This is a genomic window from Streptomyces sp. NPDC048718, from assembly GCF_043198875.1.
Taxonomy (GTDB): Bacteria; Actinomycetota; Actinomycetes; order Streptomycetales; family Streptomycetaceae; genus Streptomyces.
This window is the reverse complement of sequence record NZ_JBICVG010000005.1, coordinates 336,319-354,943: the sequence shown is the minus strand read 5'-3', so window position 1 is coordinate 354,943 and position 18,625 is coordinate 336,319. Positions and strand designations below refer to the sequence as shown.

The following is an 18,625-nucleotide window of genomic DNA, read 5'->3' as shown; positions in this document are numbered from 1 at the left end:
CTTTCGTCGGTCAGCGACCGCGCTTGACGCTCGCGACGAAGGAGGAGAACGCGGCGACGGGGACGTCCAGAACCGGACCATCCTGAACCTTCGAGTCACGCACGGGGACCACGCCACGCGAGGCGACGAGGTTGACGGCGACCTCGACGCAAGCGCCGCCGTTCTCGCTGTAGGAGGACTTGAACCAGCGGGGGGATTCGGTCATCGCACCTGCCCCTTCACACCTGCCACGAACGAGGAGAACGCGGCAACGGAGACATCCAGGACGGGACCGTCCTGGACCTTCGAGTCACGCACCGGAACGACACCACGCGAGGCGGCCAGATTGACGGCGACCTCGACGCACTGGCCACCGTTGTCGCTATAGGAGGACTTGAACCAGCGGGGGGATGCGGTCGTCACGACATACCCTTTCGTACCTCGTCGATCAGGGCCATGGATGCCCCCTGCGAGGGAGCTTCGGCCTGAAGCTGATGGTAGCCCGTCAGGAGAGGGACGACAGATCCCGTGTCCCGTTCCAGATAGCCCTGTTGAGCGGATTCCGCATACGACATGAGCGAGCGGTCCGCCAAGGTCAGCACCGTGACGGGCAGGTTGAAGGGCCGTCGATCCCCCAGGGCGAACGGGGCCACCTGGAGGTGGGTGTTTGGTTGCTCGGCGAACTCGATCAGCCGGTCGAACTGAGCACTCATCACCCCCGGTCCGCCAACGGGTCGCCGGATGCAACTCTCGTCCAGGACCACGAAGATCAAAGGGAGAGGAGTCCGGACGAGGGCCGCCTGCCGGTCCCCGGTAAGGGACACCCGCTCTTCCGCCTGCTCCGGCGTGATCGCACCCCGCCTGATGTGGCCCTCGGCAATAGCGGCGGCGTACTCGGGAGTCTGGAGCAGGCCAGGCATGACCCCGACTTCGTAGAGCCGGATCTCGACCGCGCGTCCTTCGTAGCGGACAAACTCCGGGAAACCCGCGAGCAGCGATCCGTGACGGATCTCCCTCCACTCCTGCTCGAACGACTCGTCGGTCCCGGCCGTTCCGAAAATCCGATCCAGACTCCTCACGAAACGAAGAGTCGGGGGTTTCCGGAGAGTTTCCACGGCCGAGACATGCGTACCGGAGTACCCCAGTCGCTCACCCAGTTCGTCCTGCGTCCACCCTCTGGCCTCGCGTGCCTCGCGCAAGCGCGCTCCGAAGGCCGCCAGCGGCCCGCTCTCCGGGTTCAGCTCCTTGCGATTCACGCAAGTCCCCCTTCACGCATGCCCAGTTGAAGACAGTCCGACTTTACGCCAGCCTGACGACCCCTGGTAGCGAATCCGCTACAGAGAGGAGTTGTGTTGTCAGATAAGCAGGCGCACCTTCCTTCCCACGCGCCCCCCAATGACTCCAGCCCCCTGCCCGCCGTCGGTTCGTACGTCGTGGACACCGGCCGGCAGCCGCCCCGCATCGGCGAGGTGACGGCCCTCGACGACCACGGGGTCCTGTACCTCCGCCCGCCGTGCGGTGGCACCGAGTGGAATCCGGAACCGGCGGACCTGCGAGCACCCACCGAGGCCGAACGGGAATGGATCCGCGCCCTGACCACTCCCGTGCGAAAGATCAGCCCGTGACACCCGGGGAATCCGCGACGCACGTCCTCTCCGTGGACCACGGGCTTCGCGCCCGCCCCGAACCGGCGCCGGGATGCACGCTCTGCGCGCACCTCGCCCGGTGGTTCGACCACTACACGTGCACGGGTCCCCGGCACGACGAATCGGCCGCCGTCGACTGCGCGGTGGAGATCCGCAACCACCCGCACGACCCGCCGAAGATGACCGTCAAGGAGTTCCCCCGCCCCCGGTGATGTCCGGCAAGACCGCCCGGGAGCGAGGGCCGACCCCCATCCGAAGACAGAGATCAGGAGAGCAAGCCTATGACCGACTTGTACGCCCGGGAAGTGTCCGGCCCGTTCGCCGCCTTGTGCGGCGGCGGCACGGACAACGACGGGAATATGGAGAGCTGCATCACCCTCGCCGAACTGCGCGGCGGAGGCTACGCGTTGGGCGACAGCAAGCCCGAGGGCGTGGGCCGGGAACTGCGGATGAGCGCGGCGGAGATCACGGCGTTCGCCCGCGAATGGCTGACCAGGGCCGAACCGGCCGTCTGACCCGCCTGCGGGGCCCGTCACCGCACGCGGTGACGGGCCCCGCCCCCTTCCCGGATCTCCCGCTCCCTCAAGGACCGCCATGCCTCTCGCCGATCTCGTGGACGACGTCCCGAGGATCCTCGAACACTGGCCCACCCGCCCGACACTGCACCGCCGTTCACCGCGTGCGCTCGCCGCGCTGTGGTCGCTCGCCGAAGTGAACGCCCTGGTGGACGCCGAGTGCCTGCCCGCGCGCAATGTCGTCCTGCTCAAGGACGGCAAGGTGCTGGAGCGGCACACGTACATCGGCGCCGACGGGGACATGCCCCGTCCCGGGGCCGTCCGCGCGCACCTCGACAGCGGCGGCACCCTCTCCGTACGCGGACTCCAGACGGTCAAGCCGTCCCTGAGCGTGCTGCGGCACGAGATCCAGGCGGAGACCGGCTGCCTGGTGCACGTGAACGCGTACATGACGCCACCCGGCGCCCAAGGACTGAAGTACCACTACGACCCGTACGTGACCCTCATCGCGCAGCTCGCCGGCCGCAAGACCTGGCCGCTCCATCCGCCGTTCGTCGAGAACCCGACGACGGAGCACGACAACTTCCTCGAACGGGGGTTCACTTCCAAGGAACGGCACTTTCTCGCCAACACACCACCGGAGCAGACGTTCACCCTGGAGCCCGGCGACGTGTTCTGGCTGCCCCGGGGATTCGTCCATTCCCCGTACACCGAGGGCGACGAGACGTCTTTGCATCTCACCTTCGCGCTGAAGGAGCGGACGTTCCACTGGCTGGCGGAGGAGATGACCCGCGACCTCCCCGCCCGGGCCCTGGCGGACCCCGCGCTACGCGCGGAGATCCCGCCCGCGAGGCTCCTCGGAACCCCCGAGGAAGCCGTCCGCTGGACCCGTGAATACCTGGTCGGGGCGCTGATTCTGGAGGAGCCCGCGAGAATGGCCGAACTCGCGCGAAGGGCCGTGTCAGGTGGTCGGTGAGGGGCAGCCCCGTGGATACGCTGCGCCGGTGACGCACCAGCACTGGCACGCGTACGCGTACACCGGCCGGTCCTACCCGGACTCGGCGATCCGGCGGGGCGAGGTGCCCGCCGACTATCCGCCCATCGAGATCAAGGACTGGCTCGGGCGCCCCCGGGCCCAGGTACGGGGTACGTACGCCGTCGTGGACGAGGCGGTGGCGTGGCTGGAAAGCGAGCTCACCCAGAACCCGCCGGCCGACGAGGAACACTTCCCGGTCTGGGACCGCCTGCAACGCTCCCGCCAGACGCTTCTCCTGACCGCGGGCGCCGACGTGGTCCACGGCTACTACTCGAAGGCGCGGCAGTTCGTCTCGCGGGCGCTCATCGCCTGCCCGCGGGCCGGCGGGCCGCCCTGCCCGCACGGCGGGACCTGACACGCGGCGACGGAGTCCGGACCGACGAGCGCGGCCCGGGCTCCCTTCGGACAGCCCGTGAATCCGGCCTCGGGCAGCGGCGAGGCCGAACGAACAGCGTTATCTGCCATATGCCTTGACTTACCGATGGGGCCTGACCAACTTGTTGCGCGCACCTCCCTTACCCCACCCCCATCGGAGGCAGCACATGGCACGCATCACCAGAACCGTGCTGACACTCGTCGTCAGCGCCACCCTGTCCTTAGTCGGCACGGTCGCCATGACCGGAACCGCCCGGGCCGTCACGGTCGACGTCGGCAAGAACGGCGGTTTCGAGAACGGCCTGGCCGACTGGTCCTGTTCCGGCGACACCGGCGCCGTCGTCTCCTCGCCCGTCCGCACCGGCACCGGCGCGCTGCGCGCCACCCCGACCAGTACCGACGACGCCACCTGCACCCAGACCGTGGAGGTGAGGCCCAACACGAGGTACGAACTCAGCGCGTGGGTCCGGGGCCCCGGCTTCACGTACATCGGCGCCCAGAACACCGGCACCACCGACGTGTACACCATGACGTCGAACACCAACGCCTGGAAGGAGCTGCCGACCTACTTCATCACCGGCGCGTCCACCACGTCCGTGCAGATCTACACACGCGGAAAGGTCGGCACGGGCGCCTACTCCGTCGACGACGTGAAGGTCCTCGGCGACGACGGTGTTCCGGGCCCGGAGCCGACGATCCCTGACACTCCGACCGGGTTCGAGGTGGGCGGCGTCGCCATGCACGGCATCGGCCTCAGCTGGGACGCGGTCCCGGGCGCGACGGCGTACAGGATCTACCGCGACGGCGTCCTGAGGAGCACGGTCACCGGCATCGCCTTCGACGTGATCGGGCTGACCGAGAACACCACGTACCAGTTCGAGGTGAGTGCCATCAACGCCGCCGGCGAGTCCCCCAAGTCGGCGCCGGTGTCGATGAAGACCGAGTCCTACGCACCCCCACGCCGTCCGTGGGCGCCCAGGCACGAGGTCACCGGCTACTGGCAGAACTTCGACAACGGCGCCCCCCTGCAGAAACTGCGCGACGTGCCGCCCCAGTACGACGTCATCGCGGTCTCCTTCGCCGAGTCGACGCCCACCCCGGGGCAGATCGGCTTCACCCTCGACCCGGCCATCGGCTACGCGTCGACCGCCGAATTCAAGGCCGACATCACGGCCAAGAAGATAGCCGGAAAGTCCGTGATCCTGTCGGTGGGCGGCGAGTCGGGCAACGTCACCATCGACAGCGACGCCTCCGCGATCGCGTTCGCCAACAGCGCGTACAGCCTGATGCGGGAGTACGGATTCAGCGGCGTCGACATCGCCCTGGATCACGGCGTCGACTCCACCTACCTGACGAAGGCGTTGCGTCAGCTGTCGGCCAAGGGTGGCCCCAACATGTTCCTGTCGCTGGCGCCGCAGGCGCTCGACATGCAGTCGGCCGACACCGAGTACTTCAAGACCGCGCTGGCCGTGAAGGACATCCTCACGGTGGTCAACACGCGGTACTACAACACCGGTTCGCTGACCGGCTGCGACGGCAAGGTGTACAGCCCGGGCTCGGTGGACTTCCTCGCCGCGCTCACCTGCGTCCAGCTCGAAGCCGGTCTGCACAACGCCCAGGTCGGCTTCGGGGTACCCGCCTCCCCGAATGGCCCGGACAGCGGCTACACGGACCCGCAGGTCGTGAACGACGCCCTCACCTGCCTCATCCGAAAGGAGAGTTGCGGCTCCTTCAGACCGTCGCGGATGTACCCCGATCTCCACGGTCCGGCGGCATGGTCGACGAACTGGGACGCGACGGGCGGCAACGCCTGGTCGAACGCGGTCGGCGAGTGGGTCCACGGCATGGGGTGAATCCACCTTCCGTCCCCGCCCCCTTGGGCCTCTTGGGCCCCTTGGGCCCCTGCCGTGAAGCCGCCGTCGGACACTGGCGAGAATTCCTTCGACGGCTCGACAGCGAACGAAGGCGGGGACGGGACGGATGCGGTACGTGAAAGTCGCGTGGGACACGGAGTACCCGGGTTTCACGGTCGACCCCCACCCCTACCTTGACGAGCTACCGTGCCTCGCTCCCGAACTCCCGCCGGGGGCATGGACCTTCGCCACCGACCCCGATCACTACCGATTCAGCTCGCCGCGCTGCGTGAAGGATCTAGGGCTGGCAGAGGTACGGGTGGCGGCGGACAAGAGCGGGTCGCTCGTCGTGCGGTTCACTCCCAACCCGTGGAAGCATGAAGACGAGTTGGAGATCAGGTACACCGGGGTCGTCCACTTCTCCTTCGACTACGCGCACGCCCTCGACTGGATGGACAAGGACACGTTCCTGCTGGACGAGCTGCTTCCGGACCCGGCCGGATGCCGGCACGAGATCGCGCTCACGGACGCGACACTGACCGTCCGCTGCCGGGACCTGGAAGCCGTCTGGATCGCCCCCGCGCCCTCGGACCAGGACGGTCCGCAGACCCCGATGGCGTGAACGCGACTGTCACCACGAAGCCATGACCATGCCCGCGACCGGGGCAACTACCCTCGCGGGCATGGTCGAAGACGAAGCCTTCCACTCCACCCGCGCGGCCTACGACAGCGTCGCCTCCACCTACGCCGATCTCTTCCACGACAGCCTCCCAGGCCTCCCACTGGACCGCGCGATCCTGGACGCCTTCGGCGAGCTCGCCCGCGCGGCGGGGGACGGCCGGGTCGCGGATCTGGGGTGCGGACCCGGTCATGTCACCGCGTATCTCGCCAAGGCGGGGATCGACGCCTTCGGCGTGGACGCCTCGCCCGCGATGATCGAACTGGCCCGGCGGGCCCATCCCGAGCTGCGGTTCGAAGTGGGCTCGATGACCGAGCCGGACATCGCTGACGGCACCCTGGGCGGTGCTCTCTCCCGGTGGTCCGTCATTCACATTCCGCCGCCCGAACTCCCCGAGGTCCTCGCGGAGTTCCATCGGATCCTCGCCCCCGGCGGTCATCTGCTGATCGGCTTCTCGGCGACCGACGGACCGTCTCCCGCGACGCAGGAGTTCGACCACGCGGTCGCGCCCGCCCACCGCTGGTGGCCCGACCACATGGCCGCACTGCTGCGCGCGGCCGGGCTGAACGAGGTGGCACGGATGGTGCGCGAGCCCGAGCCCACCGACCTCCGGCAGTTCCGGGAGATCCACCTGCTCGCCCGCAGGGCGTAGGCGCTGCCCGGCTGCCGCCGGTCGTCCGGTTGTCCGGTATTGACGGTTCGCCCGGCGCCGTCCTACCGTCCTCTCGAATAGACAGGAAACCTTCCTGACAATGTGATGTGGCCGAGGCAGGGGGACGGAGGCGTCATGGCGAGCACGGCTCCCGGCCCGGACCCGCGCACCGGCGGCACCGGCGGCGTCGGCGGGGGCGTCGGCACACCCGGGACCCCGCGCGTACTGCGGGCGATGAACGACCGGGCGGCGCTCGATCTGCTGCTCGCGCACGGGCCGCTGTCGCGGACCCGGATCGGCCGGCTGACCGGCCTGTCCAAGCCGACCGCGTCCCAGCTCCTCGCCCGGCTCGAAGCCGCCGGACTCGTCGAGGCGACGGGAATGTCCGAAGGCCGCCCCGGACCGAACGCGCAGTTGTACGCGGTGAATCCGCGCGCCGCGTACGCCGCCGGGCTCGATGTCACCGCCGACCGGATCCACGCGGCCGTCGCCGATGTGACCGGCGAGATCGTCGGTGAGTTCCGGCTGCCCGCCACGCCGCCCGGACGGGGCGGGGTGGTACGTCAGGTGGCCGGCGCGCTCGCGGGGGCCGCCGAGAAGGCCGGGCTCACCCTCGGAGCCGTACACCGTCTGGTCATCGGCACCCCCGGAGCCTTCGACCCGGCCACCGGGCGGCTGCGCTACGCGGCCCATCTGCCGGGCTGGCACTCCCCCACCCTGCTCGACGAGTTGGCGAACGCGCTGCCGATGCCGGTCGCGTACGAGAACGACGTCAATCTCGTCGCGCTCGCCGAGCAGCGGACCGGTGCCGCGCGCGGGCACGAGGACTTCGTGCTGCTGTGGAACGAGACCGGGCTCGGCGCCGCGCTCGTGCTCGGCGGCCGGCTGCACCGGGGTACCACCGGCGGCGCCGGGGAGGTCGGCCTCATGCCGGTGCCCGGGACCCCGCTGGTACGGCGGGTCGCCGAGGCCGGCGCGGGCGGCTTCCAGGAGCTGGCCGGTGCCCGCTCACTGCTCCGGCTCGCGCGCGACTGCGGGATCGAGACAGGCCCTGGTAGCGGGAGCGGGATCGAGGACGGACAGGGGCTCGGGGCCGGGAGCGACGGGCCGGACGATGTGCCGACCGTGGCCCGGCTGCTCGCGGAGGCCGCCGCACGGCACACCGAGCACGAGCCCTCCGCCCGTTTCCTCGACGGCTACGCCGAACGTCTGGCCATCGGCATCGCCGCCCTGGTCGCCGTCCTCGATCCCGGGCTCGTCGTCCTCGCCGGCGCGGCTGTCCGCCCCGGCGGGGAGCCGCTGCGCGCCCGCGTCCAGGAACAGCTCGCCGAACTCTCCGACGCTCAGCCCCGTTTGGTGCTCGGCACCGTCGAGCGGCGGCCGGTGCTGTGCGGGGCGCTCGTCTCCGCCCTCGCCGCCACCCGCGACGAGGTCTTCGACACCTCCCGCCACCCCCGCTGAGCCGACCCGCCGCCTCTTCCCGCCCACTCTTCTCCACCTGACTTCCCCCACCGCCTCCCCTCCCCACTCCCCTCCCCCCACCGCCCAGCCCCGACCGGAGAACACCGTCATGTCGCCCGCCCACCCTCACCGGCGCGCCCTCACCACTCTCACCGCCGTCGGCACCGCCCTGGCGCTGGCCCTGTCCGCCACCGCGTGCACCGGCTCCCCGGCCGGCGGCGCCGACGACGGCCCCGGCGGGCGGACCACGATCACCTTCTGGCACGGCTGGTCGGCTCCCTCCGAGGTCCGGGCCATCGACGCGAACATCGCGCGGTTCGAGAAGACCCACCCCCACATCAAGGTCCACGCCGTCGGCGGGATCGACGACGACAAGCTCAACCAGGCGCTGCGGGCCGGAGGTTCGAGGGGACCGGACGTGGTCTCCTCCTTCGAGACCGCCAATGTCGGCCGGTTCTGCTCCTCGGGCGCGCTCGCCGATCTCGCCCCCTTCATCGAGAAGTCCGGGCTCGACCTGGCGAAGACCTTCCCCAAGCCCCTCCTGGAGTACACCGAGTTCGAGGGCCGCCGGTGCACGATGCCCCTGCTCACCGACGCGTACGGGCTCTACTACAACAAGACCGCCTTCAAGGAAGCCGGCATCGACGGCCCACCGAAGACCTGGTCCGAGTTCCGCGCGGTCGCCAAGAAGCTCACCAAGCCGCGCGGCGACGGATACGAGCGGGTCGGCTTCCTGCCGAACTACCACGGCTACGAGAACAACATCGAGCATTACCTCGGCAGTTGGGGCCCGAGATATTTCGACCCGAAGGGCAAGGCGTCCCTCGCCCTCGATCCCGCCGTCCGAAATCTGCTGCACTTCCAGCAGAAGTTGGTCCGCGAACTCGGCGGCTACGAGAAGCTGGAGCGGTTCCGCACCGGGCTCGGCGACGAGTTCGGCGCCGAGCATCCGTTCCACACCGGCCAGGTCGCCATGCAGCTCGACGGCGAGTGGCGGCTGGGCATGGCCCTGGACGCCAAGGTGCCGTTCGAGATCGGCGTGGCGCCGATGCCCGTCCCGGACGAGGACCGGATCGACTACGGCAAGGGCTTCCTCTCCGGCACGATCATGGGCGTCTCCGCGCAGAGCCTGAAGCGGAACGCCGCCTGGGAACTGGTGAGGTTCATGACCACCGACACCGAGGCCGTCGTCGCCTTCGCCAACGACATCCGCAATGTCCCCTCGACCTTCGCCGCGCTCAAGTCCCCTGACCTGAAGCTCGATCCACGGTTCAAGACCTTCCTCGACATCGCCCGGGACAAGCGATCCAACACGGCGCCGGGCACCCTCGACGGCGGCGCGTATCTCCGTACCCTCCAGGACTTCGCCTACGGGTTCGAGAAGGAGAAGGACTCCTCCGACCTCGTCCTGGGACTCCTTCGGACGGAGCGGCAGATCGACGCCGACATGGCCCAGGCCAGGCGCGGGTGACCGAGGTGAGCGCGATGACCACCGCGACCCCCGCGACCGCTGCCCTCCGGTCGAGACGCCGGCGCCGGGCCCTGCGCACGCTCGCGTTCCTGTCGCCGTGGCTGGTGGGCTTCGGCGTCTTCTTCGCCTACCCGCTGGCCGCGACCGTCTACTTCTCCTTCATGGACTACGACGGGTTCACCGCCCCCTCGTTCGCCGGACTCACCAACTGGTCGTACGTCTTCGGCGATTCGCCGCTCTTCTGGCCGGCGCTGCGCAACACCCTGTGGCTGGTGGCCGCGACGACGGTCTGCCGGGTCGTCTTCGGGCTCGGCGTGGGGCTGCTCGTCACCCGCGTCAAGCGGGGCGCCGGGCTGCTGCGCACCCTGTGCTTCCTGCCGTTCCTCGCGCCGCCGGTGGCCGCCACGCTCGCCTTCGTCTTCCTGCTCAACCCCGGCACCGGGCCGGTGAACGGGCTGCTGGCCCGGTTCGGGATCGACGGTCCCGCCTGGTTCGGCGACCCGGCGTGGGCCAAGCCCGCACTCACCGTGCTCGCGGTGTGGGGCGTCGGCGACCTGATGGTGATCTTCGTGGCCGCCCTGCTCGACGTACCGAGGGAGCAGTACGAGGCGGCCGAGCTGGACGGCGCCTCGGCGTACCAGCGCTTCCGTTACGTGACCCTGCCGAACATCGCGCCGGTCGTGCTGTTCGCCGTGGTCACCGGGGTCATCCAGGCGACGCAGTCCTACACCCAGCCGCTGGTCGCCGGGCAGATCGCCTCGGGCGCCGCCGGCGGATCCGGCCGGCCCTTCGAGCCCGGCTACCCCGACAAGTCGACGCTCACGCTGCCCCAACTCGTCTACCAGCAAGGCTTCCAGCGCTTCGACTACGGGTCGGCCTGTGTCGTCGCGCTCGTCCTGTTCACCCTCGCGCTGTCGCTCACCGCGCTGCTCATGCGGCGGCGGAGCGGCGTCGCGGCCGGGGCTGCCGGGGCGGGTGGCTGAGCCGTGAGCGTTCTCTTCGACTCGCCGGAGGTACGGGAAGAGTCCGGCGCCGCACGAAGGCGCCCCCGGCGCCGTACCCCCCGCGGCCTCCGCACCCCACGTACCCCCCGCGCCGTCCGCCGCGCCGCCGTCCTCCACTGGATCGCGGTGCACGCGCTCGCCGTCGCCGCCGCGCTCTTCTTCGTCCTCCCCTTCGTCTTCGTCCTCCTCACCTCCCTGATGAGCGACCAGCAGGCCCTCACCCGCGACCTCACCCCGGGCACCTTCAACTGGGGCAACTACCGCACCGTGCTCACCACCCCGGGCTTCCTCACCTGGTGGCGCAACAGCCTGCTGTACGCGGGCCTCGGCACCGTCCTCGCCGTGGTGTCGTCGGTGCCCGTCGCGTACGCGCTCGCCACCTTCCGTTTCCGGGGCGAACGGCTGGTCCTGATGCTCGTCGTGGCCACGATGATGCTGCCGCCGCAGGTCCTCGTCATCCCGATGTACCTGTTTTGGACCCGGCAGTTGGACCTGTCCGGCACCCTGTGGCCGCTGATCGTCCCGACGGCCTTCGGCGACGCCTTCTCCATCTTCCTGCTGCGCCAGTTCCTGCTGACGCTCCCCCGCGACCTGCTCGACGCGGCCCGGCTCGACGGCTGCGGCGAGGTCCGGGTCCTGCTCAGGATCGTGCTGCCGCTGGCGAAGCCGGGCATCGCGGCGATCGCGCTCTTCCAGTTCTTCGCCGCGTGGAACGACTACTTCGGGCCGCAGATCTACGCCTCCGAGAACCCGTCCGCGTGGACGCTGAGCTACGGCCTGGCGTCCTTCAAGGGCGTGCACCACACCGAATGGAATCTGACCATGGCCGCGACCGTCCTGGTCATGGCCCCCGTGATCCTCGTGTTCTTCCTCGCCCAGAAAGCCTTCGTCGAGGGAGTCGCACTGAGCGGAGTGAAGGGTTAGCCAGAGAAGATGAAACTCGCTGTCGTAGGGGGCGGTTCCACCTACACCCCCGAACTGATCGACGGGTTCGCGCGGCTCCGCGCGACCCTGCCCGTCACCGAACTCGTCCTCGTCGACCCGGCCGCAGAGCGGCTCGACCTGGTCGGCGGGCTCGCCCGGCGGATCTTCGCCAAGCAGGGCCACGACGGGCGGATCGTCACCACCTCCGACCTGGACGCGGGCGTCGCGGGCGCCGACGCCGTCCTGCTCCAGCTGCGGGTCGGCGGACAGGCGGCCAGGCAGCGCGACGAGACCTGGCCGCTGGAGTGCGGCTGCGTCGGCCAGGAGACCACCGGCGCCGGCGGCCTCGCCAAGGCGCTGCGCACCGTCCCCGTGGTCCTCGACATCGCCGAACGCGTCCGCCGCACCAACCCGGACGCCTGGATCATCGACTTCACCAACCCGGTCGGCATCGTGACCCGGGCGCTGCTCCGGGCCGGGCACAAGGCCGTCGGACTGTGCAACGTGGCGATCGGCCTCCAGCGGAAGTTCGCCGCCCGGCTCGGTCTCGACCCGTCCGCCCTCCATCTCGACCACGTCGGCCTCAACCACCTCACCTGGGAAACCGGGGTGCGGCTCGGCGGGCCCGGCGGCGAGGACGTGCTGCCCCGGCTGCTCGCCGAGCACGGCGCCGGCATCGCCGAGGACCTGCGTCTGCCGGTGTCCGTCCTCGACCGGCTCGGTGTCGTCCCCTCGTACTACCTGCGCTACTTCTACGCGCACGACGTCGTCGTCGAGGAGCTGCGCACCAAGCCGTCGCGGGCCGCCGAGGTCGCGGAGATGGAACGGCGGCTGCTGGAGATGTACGGGGACCCGGCGCTCGACGAGAAGCCGGAGCTGCTCGCCAAGCGGGGCGGCGCCTTCTACTCGGAGGCGGCGGTCGACCTGGCGGCGGTGCTGCTCGGGGGGACATCGGGCGGGACCTCGCGCGGGGCGGCCGACGGGACAGCGGGCGGCGGAACATCGGGCGGGGCGGCCGGCGGCGGCTCGCCGTACCAGGTGGTGAACACGTACAACAACGGCACGCTGCCCTTCCTGCCCGACGACGCCGTGATCGAGGTGCAGGCGGCGGTCGGGCCGAAGGGCGCGGTGCCGCTGCCGGTGCCGGCGCTCGACCCGCTGTACGCGGGGCTGATCTCCCATGTCACGGCGTACGAGGACCTGGCCCTGGACGCGGCACTGCGCGGCGGCCGGGACCGGGTGTTCAAGGCGCTGCTCGCACATCCCCTGATCGGGCAGATCGAGACGGCGGACGGGCTGACCGACCGGCTGATCGCGCACAACCGGGAGCACCTGCCGTGGGCGTGAGACCTCTGAACGGGGTGCTGCTCGCGATCGACGCGGGGAACAGCAAGACGGACGTGGCGGTGCTCTCGCGGGACGGCCAGGTCCTCGGCGAGGCGCGCGGCGGCGGGTTCCAGCCACCGGTGGTCGGGGTCGAGGCGGCCGTCGACGTGCTCGCGGAGATCACTCGGCGGGCCTGGGGGGCGGCGGGCGGCGCGGGGCTCGCCCCGCGGTTCGCCCGGATCACGGCCTGCCTGGCGAACGCCGATCTTCCGGTCGAGGAAAGGGAGTTGGAGCAGGCCCTCGACGAACGGCGCTGGAGCCGGACGAACCGGGTGTACAACGACACCTTCGCGCTGCTGCGCGCCGGGGTCGACGAGCCGCGCGGGGTGGCCGTGGTGTGCGGCGCCGGGATCAACTGCGCCGGAATGCTGCCGGACGGGCGCACGGCCCGGTTCCCCGCGCTCGGGAAGATATCCGGGGACTGGGGCGGGGGCGGCGGACTGGCCGACGAGGCGCTGTGGTTCGCCGCGCGCGCCGAGGACGGCCGGGGCGAGGCCACGGCCCTCGCCCGCACGCTGCCGGAGCACTTCGGGCTGCCGTCGATGTACGCGCTGATCGAGGCGCTGCACAGGGGGCGACTGCCGCCGGCGCGCAAGCACGAGCTGACACCGGTCCTGTTCCGTACAAGCGCGGAGGGCGACCCGGTGGCCCGGGCGCTGGTGGACCGGCTCGCCGAGGAGGTCGTGGCCATGGCGACGGTCGCCCTGGGACGGCTCCGGCTCCTCGACGAGGAGGCGCCGGTGGTGCTCGGCGGCAGTGTGCTGGCCGCGCGCCATCCGCGACTGGACGAGCGGATCGCCGAACTCCTCGCGGCCCGGGCGCCGAAGGCGGTGATCCGGGTGGTGACGGCGGCGCCGGTGCTGGGGGCCGGTCTGCTCGCGCTGGACGAGGAGGGGGCGGGGCCCGAGGCGGCGGCACGGTTGCGGGCGCACTACGCGTGAGCGCGGCGGCCGCCCCGCTCACGCTCACGGCGGTGAGCCGGGAGCGTCGGATGTGATGTACGTGCCGGGTGGTGCGTACGGGGTGCGGGGCACGGGGTGTGCGGAGCGTCCTCCCGGGGCGCTCCGTACGCCTGTTCACTCCTTCGAGCGACAGCCGGAACGGAACCGAATCGGGGCCGCAGGCGTATTCACAGTGTTGGGAGTTGATGGGGGTACGCCCGCCGTGCGGGCGTGAACGTGGGGCAGGATAGGAACAAGATCGAGTCAATCCCGGTGTGGGGACCGGGCCCTTGCCGCCATACTGCTGGCCGGGTCGCCGTCCGCGAGCAGACCGGCAGGACGGGGTCGACGTCGAAGACCGAGGGGGAGGTCACGTGACATACCCGCCGAACGCGCCCGCCGCCTCCGCGGCGCGGGGCACGGCAGGCGCGCCCGCACGGCCGGGCGCCCAGGTGCCCGCGCAGCCGGGACCGCCGCCGGCGCCGCGACCGGGCCGGGGATCCGCCGTCGGGGCGCCGGCCGGATCGCCGAAGACGCCGGGAGTGTGGTCGCAGGGCCGCGCGACGCTGCGCCGGGCCGCCACGACCGAGCCGGGCCGGCTGCGGATCCTCGGGGCGGTGCTCGCGCTGCTCGTGCTCGCCTTCGGCGCCGTCACGGCCTTCGAGGTCGCCTACCGGTCCTCGTACGCGGACGACGTGGTCGACCGCAGCCAGCCGCTGAGCGCCGACGCCGCCGACATATACCGCTCGCTCGCCGACGCCGACGCCACCGCGGCGAGCGGCTTCCTGGCCGGCCCGCAGGAGACCGCGGAGATCCGCAAGCGGTACACGGACGACGTCACCACGGCCTCCCGGCTCCTGGTGAAGGCCGCCGCGCACACCGGTCCCGACGGCACCTCGGCACGCGAACTCGCCACGCTCAACGAGTTCCTGCCGCGCTACACGGGTCTGATCGAGCGGGCCCGCGCCGCCAACCGACAGGGCCTGCCGCTCGGCGGCGCCTATCTGCGGTACGCGAACCAGACGATGAGCACCCGGCTGCTGCCGGCCGCCGAGCGGCTGTACGCGGCGGAGACGGGACGACTCCACGAGGACGACGACGCGGCCCGCACCTGGCCGTTCCTGTCGATCGCGCTCGGCGTCCTGGCGCTGGCGGTGCTGGTCTGGGCGCAGCGCCGCGACTACCGCCGGACGAACCGGGTGTTCAACCACGGGCTGCTGGCCGCGTCGACGGCCACCGTGGCCGCGCTGGTGTGGCTGGCCACCGGGCACGGGCTCGCCCGGGCCGGGCTCGACGACGCCCGCACGCACGGCCAGGAGTCCCTCCAGGTGCTCAACCAGGCCCGGATCAACTCCCTGAAGGCCCGCGCCAACGAGAACCTGGCCGTGGTCGCGCGCGGCGCCGTGCTCGCCGAGGACGGCAAGACCGACAAGTATGAGGCCGACTACACCAGCAGCATGACCGCGCTGACCTCGGACCTGAAGGCCGCGGTCCGGCTCGCCGACGACAAGGCCGGGGGCGACCCGCTGACCGAGGCGTCGAAGCGGACCACCGAATGGCGCGAGCGTCACCAGCAGGCCCGCACACTCGACGACGAGGGCGACTTCACCGGCGCGATGAACCTGATCACCGGCACCGCCCTGTCCACCGGGCAGTCCTTCGACCAGGTCGACGCGGCACTGGGCCGCGCCCTGGCCCATGAGCAGGACGAGTTCACCCGCGCCGCCGACGGCGGCCGGAACGCGCTGACGGGGCTGCCGCTCGGGGTGGCCGTGCTCGGCGTGCTCGCCGCGGCCGGAGTGGTCGTCGGCGGCAACCGCAGACTGTCGGAGTACCGGTGAGAGGGGGAGCCATGCCGGACGACATCGAGCAGAACGACGAGCCGGGACGGGTCGTGGACGACACCCTCCCCGGCGGCGCCGCCGCGCGCCCGCCCCACCCGCCCCGCCCGCGCCGGGTCTCCGGCCATGGCGCGGCGGGGAGTGCGGTGAACGGTGCGGTGAACGGCACGGGGCGCCCCGTGGGCGAGGATTCCTCGGCCGGCGCCACGTACACCGATACCGCGCACACCGGAACCGCGTACGCGGGAGCCGCGTACGCCGGTGCCGGGGAGCCGGTGGCGGGCCCCGGCCCGTCCGGCGGCACCGGCTCCGGCTCCGGTCTGAACCTGGCCCCGAAGCCGCCGGCCGTGGCCTCGGCCGCTCCCGTACGGCCGCGCGCAGGGCGGCCGCGGGGCTGGGGCGGGGTGGCCGCGATGGGGCTGGGGTGCGCCCTGACGGCCTCGCTCGCACTGGTCGGGCTGCCGCACGCCGGCGCCGGGACCGACGTGCCGGTCCGGCCCGCCGCGGGCGCGGACGGACTGGTGCAGGTGAGCGCCGCGGATTCCTGCCGCGACCCCGAGGCGTCGCTGAGCCCCTCGGGCGCCGACGGAGCCTCGGTCACGATGATCAAGGCGCGCGGCAAGCTCGTCGTCGGCGTCGACCAGTCCAGCTACAACTGGGGCTTTCGCACCCCGCCGACCGTCACCCGGCAGCCCGACGGCTCGTTCAAGGAGACCCCCGGCGAGCTGCGCGGCTTTGACATCGATCTGGCCAGGGCCATCGCCAAGGACATCCTCGGCGACGAGAACCGGATCGTCTTCCGCACCATCCCGACCAACCAGCGGATCGCCGCCCTGGAGAGCGGCAAGGTCGACCTCGTGGTGCGCACGATGACGATCAACTGCAAGCGGGCCGAGCAAGTGGCCTTCTCCACCGCCTACTTCCAGGCCGGCCAACAGGTCCTCGCCCCCAAGTCCTCGCTGATCACCGGCTACGACCACTCGCTGGACGGCAAGCGGGTGTGCACGGCCGAGGGTTCGACGGCCTACGAGGCGCTGGAGCGGGAGTCGTTCGGCTCGGTCTACAAGGACAAGGGCGACGGTACGAAGGACGACCCGGACCTGCTCACCGTGCCCAACCAGCTGGACTGTCTGGCCCGGCTCCAGCTGGGCGAGGTCGACGCGGTCGTCACCGACAACGCGCTGGCCGCCGGCCAGGCCGCGCAGGACCCGGCGGTCGAGCTGAAGGGCAAGCCGTTCACCACCGAGTACTACGGGGTGGCCGCCAAGCTCGGCAACGACGACCTGGTCCGCCGGGTCAACCAGGTGCTCGTGCACTACCGGCAGGGCCCCTGGCAGAAGGCGTACGACACCTGGCTGAAGGCGGACCTGCCCGGCATATCCGGGCCGCCGGCCCCGAAGTACAAGTAGCGGAACGAAAGAGGTGATCGATGGGCGTCGCGGGACTCCCCGGGCCGGTGATGGACCGGGACGAGGTGGACCGTGCGCTGGCGCGGCTCGGCGCGGAGCACAAGGCGGTCGAGGACTCGCTCCTCGCGCTCCAGGACCACGCCGGCCGCAGGCTGCTCGAAGGTGCCGAGCTGACCGGGACGACCCGGGACCGCTGGCAGCGCACCGAGCGGACGATCACCGTGCTGTGGGCGTGCTTCGAGGCGTACACGGACGCCCTGCACGCCGCCCGTGAGGTGCGCTCCCGGCGGCGCTGGCCGGGCAAGGAGGAGCTGACCGAGCTGACCGGGCTGCTGCGCGGGGAGCATGTGCAGGTGCCGGGCGGGGCGGGCGAACAGGCCGCGCTGACCGAGTCGTTCACGCTTGAGGGCCTGGTCGCCCGGATGAACGAGCTGTACGCGCGCTCGCTCGACGTGGTGGTGACGGCCGACGCCGTCTGGTCGGCGCTGCCCGCCCGGATAGATCTGCTCGCCGCCGAGCTGGGCCGGACGCGTTCGCTGGCGCACTCGGTCGGGGTGCGGCCCGGGGAGCATCCGGCCGGGGACGATCTGGCGGAGATCACGACCGAGCTGGCGGCGCTGCGCACCCAGGTGGTGTCGGATCCGCTGGCGTTCTGGCACTCCGCCGGGGGCAGTTCGGCGCCCGGTGGCGGGCGGCCGGACACCGGGCGGTACGACCGGGCGGCGCTCGCCCTGGAGGACATCCGGCGCGAGATCGAGGCGGTGCTCCAGGTCCGGCAGGACGCGGAGGACCGGCTGCTGCGGCTGCGGGACGTGCTGTCGCGGGCGGATCGCACGCTCGCGGAGGCCAGGTCGGCCCGCGTCGAGGTGCTGGCGAAGATCGCCGCCTGTGAGGTCCCCGCGGTCAGCGGCCCGCCGACCGCCCTCCAGGAGCGGCTCGCGACGGCCGCGGAGCACCGCCGGCACGCCCGCTGGCACCGGCTGTCGCCGCTGCTCGACGCCCTGGAGCGGGAGGCGGAGGACGAACTCCTGCGGGCTCGCGAGTCGTTGACGGCGGTCACCGCCCCGCTCGCGGTGCGCGCGGAGCTGCGCGGCCGGCTCGACGCGTACAAGGCGAAGACGGCCCGGCTCGGCGCGGCGGAGGATCCGCTGCTGGTCGAGCGGTACGACGCGGCGCGCCGGATGCTGTGGAGCGCGCCGTGCGATCTGCGGGTCGCCGAGCAGGCGGTGCTGCGCTACCAGCGGGCCGCGGCGGAGGCGCTGTCGGCGCCGCGGGATGCCGTCGAGGGTGCGGCGGGTGGCCGGATCGGCCAGGGCGGCCAGGGCCACGGCGGCGGAAGCGGCTGCGGAAACGGCTGTGGCGGCTCTGGCGGCCACGGCGCGGGGGACGGTTCGGACGGCAGGGAGAGCCAGTGGTGAACGGGGAGCCCCTCGTGGGCAGCTGTCAGCGTCCG

At 71.6% G+C, this 18,625-nt stretch carries 20 protein-coding genes; 17 read left to right on the top strand and 3 right to left on the bottom strand.

All coding sequences use genetic code 11. From position 1 onward, the window contains the following. Positions 1-10: 10 nt before the first annotated feature. The 3 genes from ACGFRB_RS12215 to ACGFRB_RS12205 are packed head-to-tail and all read right to left on the bottom strand — an operon-like array spanning position 11 to position 1,235. A complete protein-coding gene (locus tag ACGFRB_RS12215; RefSeq protein WP_393242255.1) occupies positions 11-205 on the bottom strand; it encodes a DUF397 domain-containing protein in 195 nt (64 codons plus the stop codon). After that, positions 202-402: a DUF397 domain-containing protein gene (locus ACGFRB_RS12210; RefSeq protein ID WP_393242252.1), complete on the bottom strand. Its 201-nt coding sequence runs from the start codon at positions 400-402 to the stop codon at positions 202-204. Before ACGFRB_RS12210 ends, ACGFRB_RS12215 begins: the two co-directional genes overlap by 4 nt. Continuing rightward, positions 399-1,235 (bottom strand): Scr1 family TA system antitoxin-like transcriptional regulator, encoded by an 837-nt coding sequence (locus tag ACGFRB_RS12205; RefSeq protein WP_393242249.1) that lies wholly within the window; start codon positions 1,233-1,235, stop codon positions 399-401. The genes ACGFRB_RS12210 and ACGFRB_RS12205 overlap by 4 nt, the downstream gene beginning before the upstream one ends. Positions 1,236-1,331: 96 nt before the next feature. Between ACGFRB_RS12205 and ACGFRB_RS12200 the strand changes: the two genes are divergently transcribed. The 17 genes from ACGFRB_RS12200 to ACGFRB_RS12120 all read left to right on the top strand — a co-directional run bounded on the left by ACGFRB_RS12200 (position 1,332) and on the right by ACGFRB_RS12120 (position 18,590). Further along, a complete protein-coding gene (locus ACGFRB_RS12200; RefSeq protein WP_393242246.1) occupies positions 1,332-1,604 on the top strand; it encodes a hypothetical protein in 273 nt (90 codons plus the stop codon). Beyond that, positions 1,601-1,837, top strand: coding sequence for a hypothetical protein (locus ACGFRB_RS12195; RefSeq protein ID WP_393242243.1), 237 nt, complete (start codon positions 1,601-1,603; stop codon positions 1,835-1,837). Before ACGFRB_RS12200 ends, ACGFRB_RS12195 begins: the two co-directional genes overlap by 4 nt. A 69-nt stretch (positions 1,838-1,906) precedes the next feature. Continuing rightward, positions 1,907-2,140 carry a DUF397 domain-containing protein gene (locus ACGFRB_RS12190; protein WP_393242241.1) on the top strand — a complete coding sequence of 78 codons (234 nt, stop codon included), beginning with the start codon at positions 1,907-1,909 and terminating at the stop codon, positions 2,138-2,140. 79 nt (positions 2,141-2,219) lie between these two features. Next, positions 2,220-3,116, top strand: coding sequence for a JmjC domain-containing protein (locus ACGFRB_RS12185; protein WP_393242238.1), 897 nt, complete (start codon positions 2,220-2,222; stop codon positions 3,114-3,116). 28 nt (positions 3,117-3,144) lie between these two features. Next, positions 3,145-3,531 (top strand): hypothetical protein, encoded by a 387-nt coding sequence (locus tag ACGFRB_RS12180; RefSeq protein ID WP_393242235.1) that lies wholly within the window; start codon positions 3,145-3,147, stop codon positions 3,529-3,531. A 187-nt stretch (positions 3,532-3,718) separates the two neighbouring features. Continuing rightward, positions 3,719-5,404, top strand: a complete 1,686-nt coding sequence (locus ACGFRB_RS12175; RefSeq protein WP_393242232.1) for a carbohydrate binding domain-containing protein — start codon at positions 3,719-3,721, stop codon at positions 5,402-5,404. A 127-nt stretch (positions 5,405-5,531) separates the two neighbouring features. Continuing rightward, entirely contained in the window at positions 5,532-6,026 is a 495-nt protein-coding gene (locus ACGFRB_RS12170) for a hypothetical protein (RefSeq protein ID WP_393242229.1), read from the top strand. 61 nt (positions 6,027-6,087) lie between these two features. Next, positions 6,088-6,735 carry a class I SAM-dependent methyltransferase gene (locus tag ACGFRB_RS12165; protein WP_393242226.1) on the top strand — a complete coding sequence of 216 codons (648 nt, stop codon included), beginning with the start codon at positions 6,088-6,090 and terminating at the stop codon, positions 6,733-6,735. A 234-nt stretch (positions 6,736-6,969) separates the two neighbouring features. Then, positions 6,970-8,196 (top strand): ROK family transcriptional regulator, encoded by a 1,227-nt coding sequence (locus ACGFRB_RS12160; protein WP_393242552.1) that lies wholly within the window; start codon positions 6,970-6,972, stop codon positions 8,194-8,196. 109 nt (positions 8,197-8,305) lie between these two features. After that, positions 8,306-9,667 (top strand): ABC transporter substrate-binding protein, encoded by a 1,362-nt coding sequence (locus ACGFRB_RS12155; RefSeq protein ID WP_393242223.1) that lies wholly within the window; start codon positions 8,306-8,308, stop codon positions 9,665-9,667. Between the two features lie 14 nt (positions 9,668-9,681). Further along, positions 9,682-10,650: a carbohydrate ABC transporter permease gene (locus ACGFRB_RS12150; protein ID WP_393242220.1), complete on the top strand. Its 969-nt coding sequence runs from the start codon at positions 9,682-9,684 to the stop codon at positions 10,648-10,650. Positions 10,651-10,791: 141 nt separating this feature from the next. Beyond that, positions 10,792-11,595: a carbohydrate ABC transporter permease gene (locus ACGFRB_RS12145; protein ID WP_393242551.1), complete on the top strand. Its 804-nt coding sequence runs from the start codon at positions 10,792-10,794 to the stop codon at positions 11,593-11,595. 9 nt (positions 11,596-11,604) lie between these two features. Beyond that, positions 11,605-12,942 (top strand): 6-phospho-beta-glucosidase, encoded by a 1,338-nt coding sequence (locus tag ACGFRB_RS12140; protein WP_393242218.1) that lies wholly within the window; start codon positions 11,605-11,607, stop codon positions 12,940-12,942. Next, positions 12,933-13,922, top strand: coding sequence for an N-acetylglucosamine kinase (locus ACGFRB_RS12135; RefSeq protein WP_393242216.1), 990 nt, complete (start codon positions 12,933-12,935; stop codon positions 13,920-13,922). Before ACGFRB_RS12140 ends, ACGFRB_RS12135 begins: the two co-directional genes overlap by 10 nt. A 374-nt stretch (positions 13,923-14,296) precedes the next feature. Next, positions 14,297-15,763 carry a hypothetical protein gene (locus ACGFRB_RS12130; RefSeq protein WP_393242214.1) on the top strand — a complete coding sequence of 489 codons (1,467 nt, stop codon included), beginning with the start codon at positions 14,297-14,299 and terminating at the stop codon, positions 15,761-15,763. 413 nt (positions 15,764-16,176) lie between these two features. Beyond that, positions 16,177-17,172 (top strand): glutamate ABC transporter substrate-binding protein, encoded by a 996-nt coding sequence (locus ACGFRB_RS12125; RefSeq protein ID WP_393242549.1) that lies wholly within the window; start codon positions 16,177-16,179, stop codon positions 17,170-17,172. Between the two features lie 20 nt (positions 17,173-17,192). Further along, positions 17,193-18,590, top strand: a complete 1,398-nt coding sequence (locus ACGFRB_RS12120) for a hypothetical protein (protein ID WP_393242212.1) — start codon at positions 17,193-17,195, stop codon at positions 18,588-18,590. Positions 18,591-18,625 lie beyond the last annotated feature (35 nt).

Bases quoted from the DNA above. Each gene is read 5' to 3' on its own strand.
- ACGFRB_RS12170 (WP_393242229.1), top strand. From the start codon at position 5,532: ATGCGGTACGTGAAAGTCGCGTGGGACACGGAGTACCCGGGTTTCACG.
- ACGFRB_RS12125 (WP_393242549.1), top strand. From the start codon at position 16,177: ATGGGGCTGGGGTGCGCCCTGACGGCCTCGCTCGCACTGGTCGGGCTG.
- ACGFRB_RS12190 (WP_393242241.1), top strand. From the start codon at position 1,907: ATGACCGACTTGTACGCCCGGGAAGTGTCCGGCCCGTTCGCCGCCTTG.
- ACGFRB_RS12140 (WP_393242218.1), top strand. From the start codon at position 11,605: ATGAAACTCGCTGTCGTAGGGGGCGGTTCCACCTACACCCCCGAACTG.
- ACGFRB_RS12150 (WP_393242220.1), top strand. From the start codon at position 9,682: ATGACCACCGCGACCCCCGCGACCGCTGCCCTCCGGTCGAGACGCCGG.
- ACGFRB_RS12185 (WP_393242238.1), top strand. From the start codon at position 2,220: ATGCCTCTCGCCGATCTCGTGGACGACGTCCCGAGGATCCTCGAACAC.
- ACGFRB_RS12155 (WP_393242223.1), top strand. From the start codon at position 8,306: ATGTCGCCCGCCCACCCTCACCGGCGCGCCCTCACCACTCTCACCGCC.
- ACGFRB_RS12120 (WP_393242212.1), top strand. From the start codon at position 17,193: ATGGGCGTCGCGGGACTCCCCGGGCCGGTGATGGACCGGGACGAGGTG.
- ACGFRB_RS12215 (WP_393242255.1), bottom strand. From the start codon at position 205: ATGACCGAATCCCCCCGCTGGTTCAAGTCCTCCTACAGCGAGAACGGC.
- ACGFRB_RS12175 (WP_393242232.1), top strand. From the start codon at position 3,719: ATGGCACGCATCACCAGAACCGTGCTGACACTCGTCGTCAGCGCCACC.
- ACGFRB_RS12160 (WP_393242552.1), top strand. From the start codon at position 6,970: ATGAACGACCGGGCGGCGCTCGATCTGCTGCTCGCGCACGGGCCGCTG.
- ACGFRB_RS12165 (WP_393242226.1), top strand. From the start codon at position 6,088: ATGGTCGAAGACGAAGCCTTCCACTCCACCCGCGCGGCCTACGACAGC.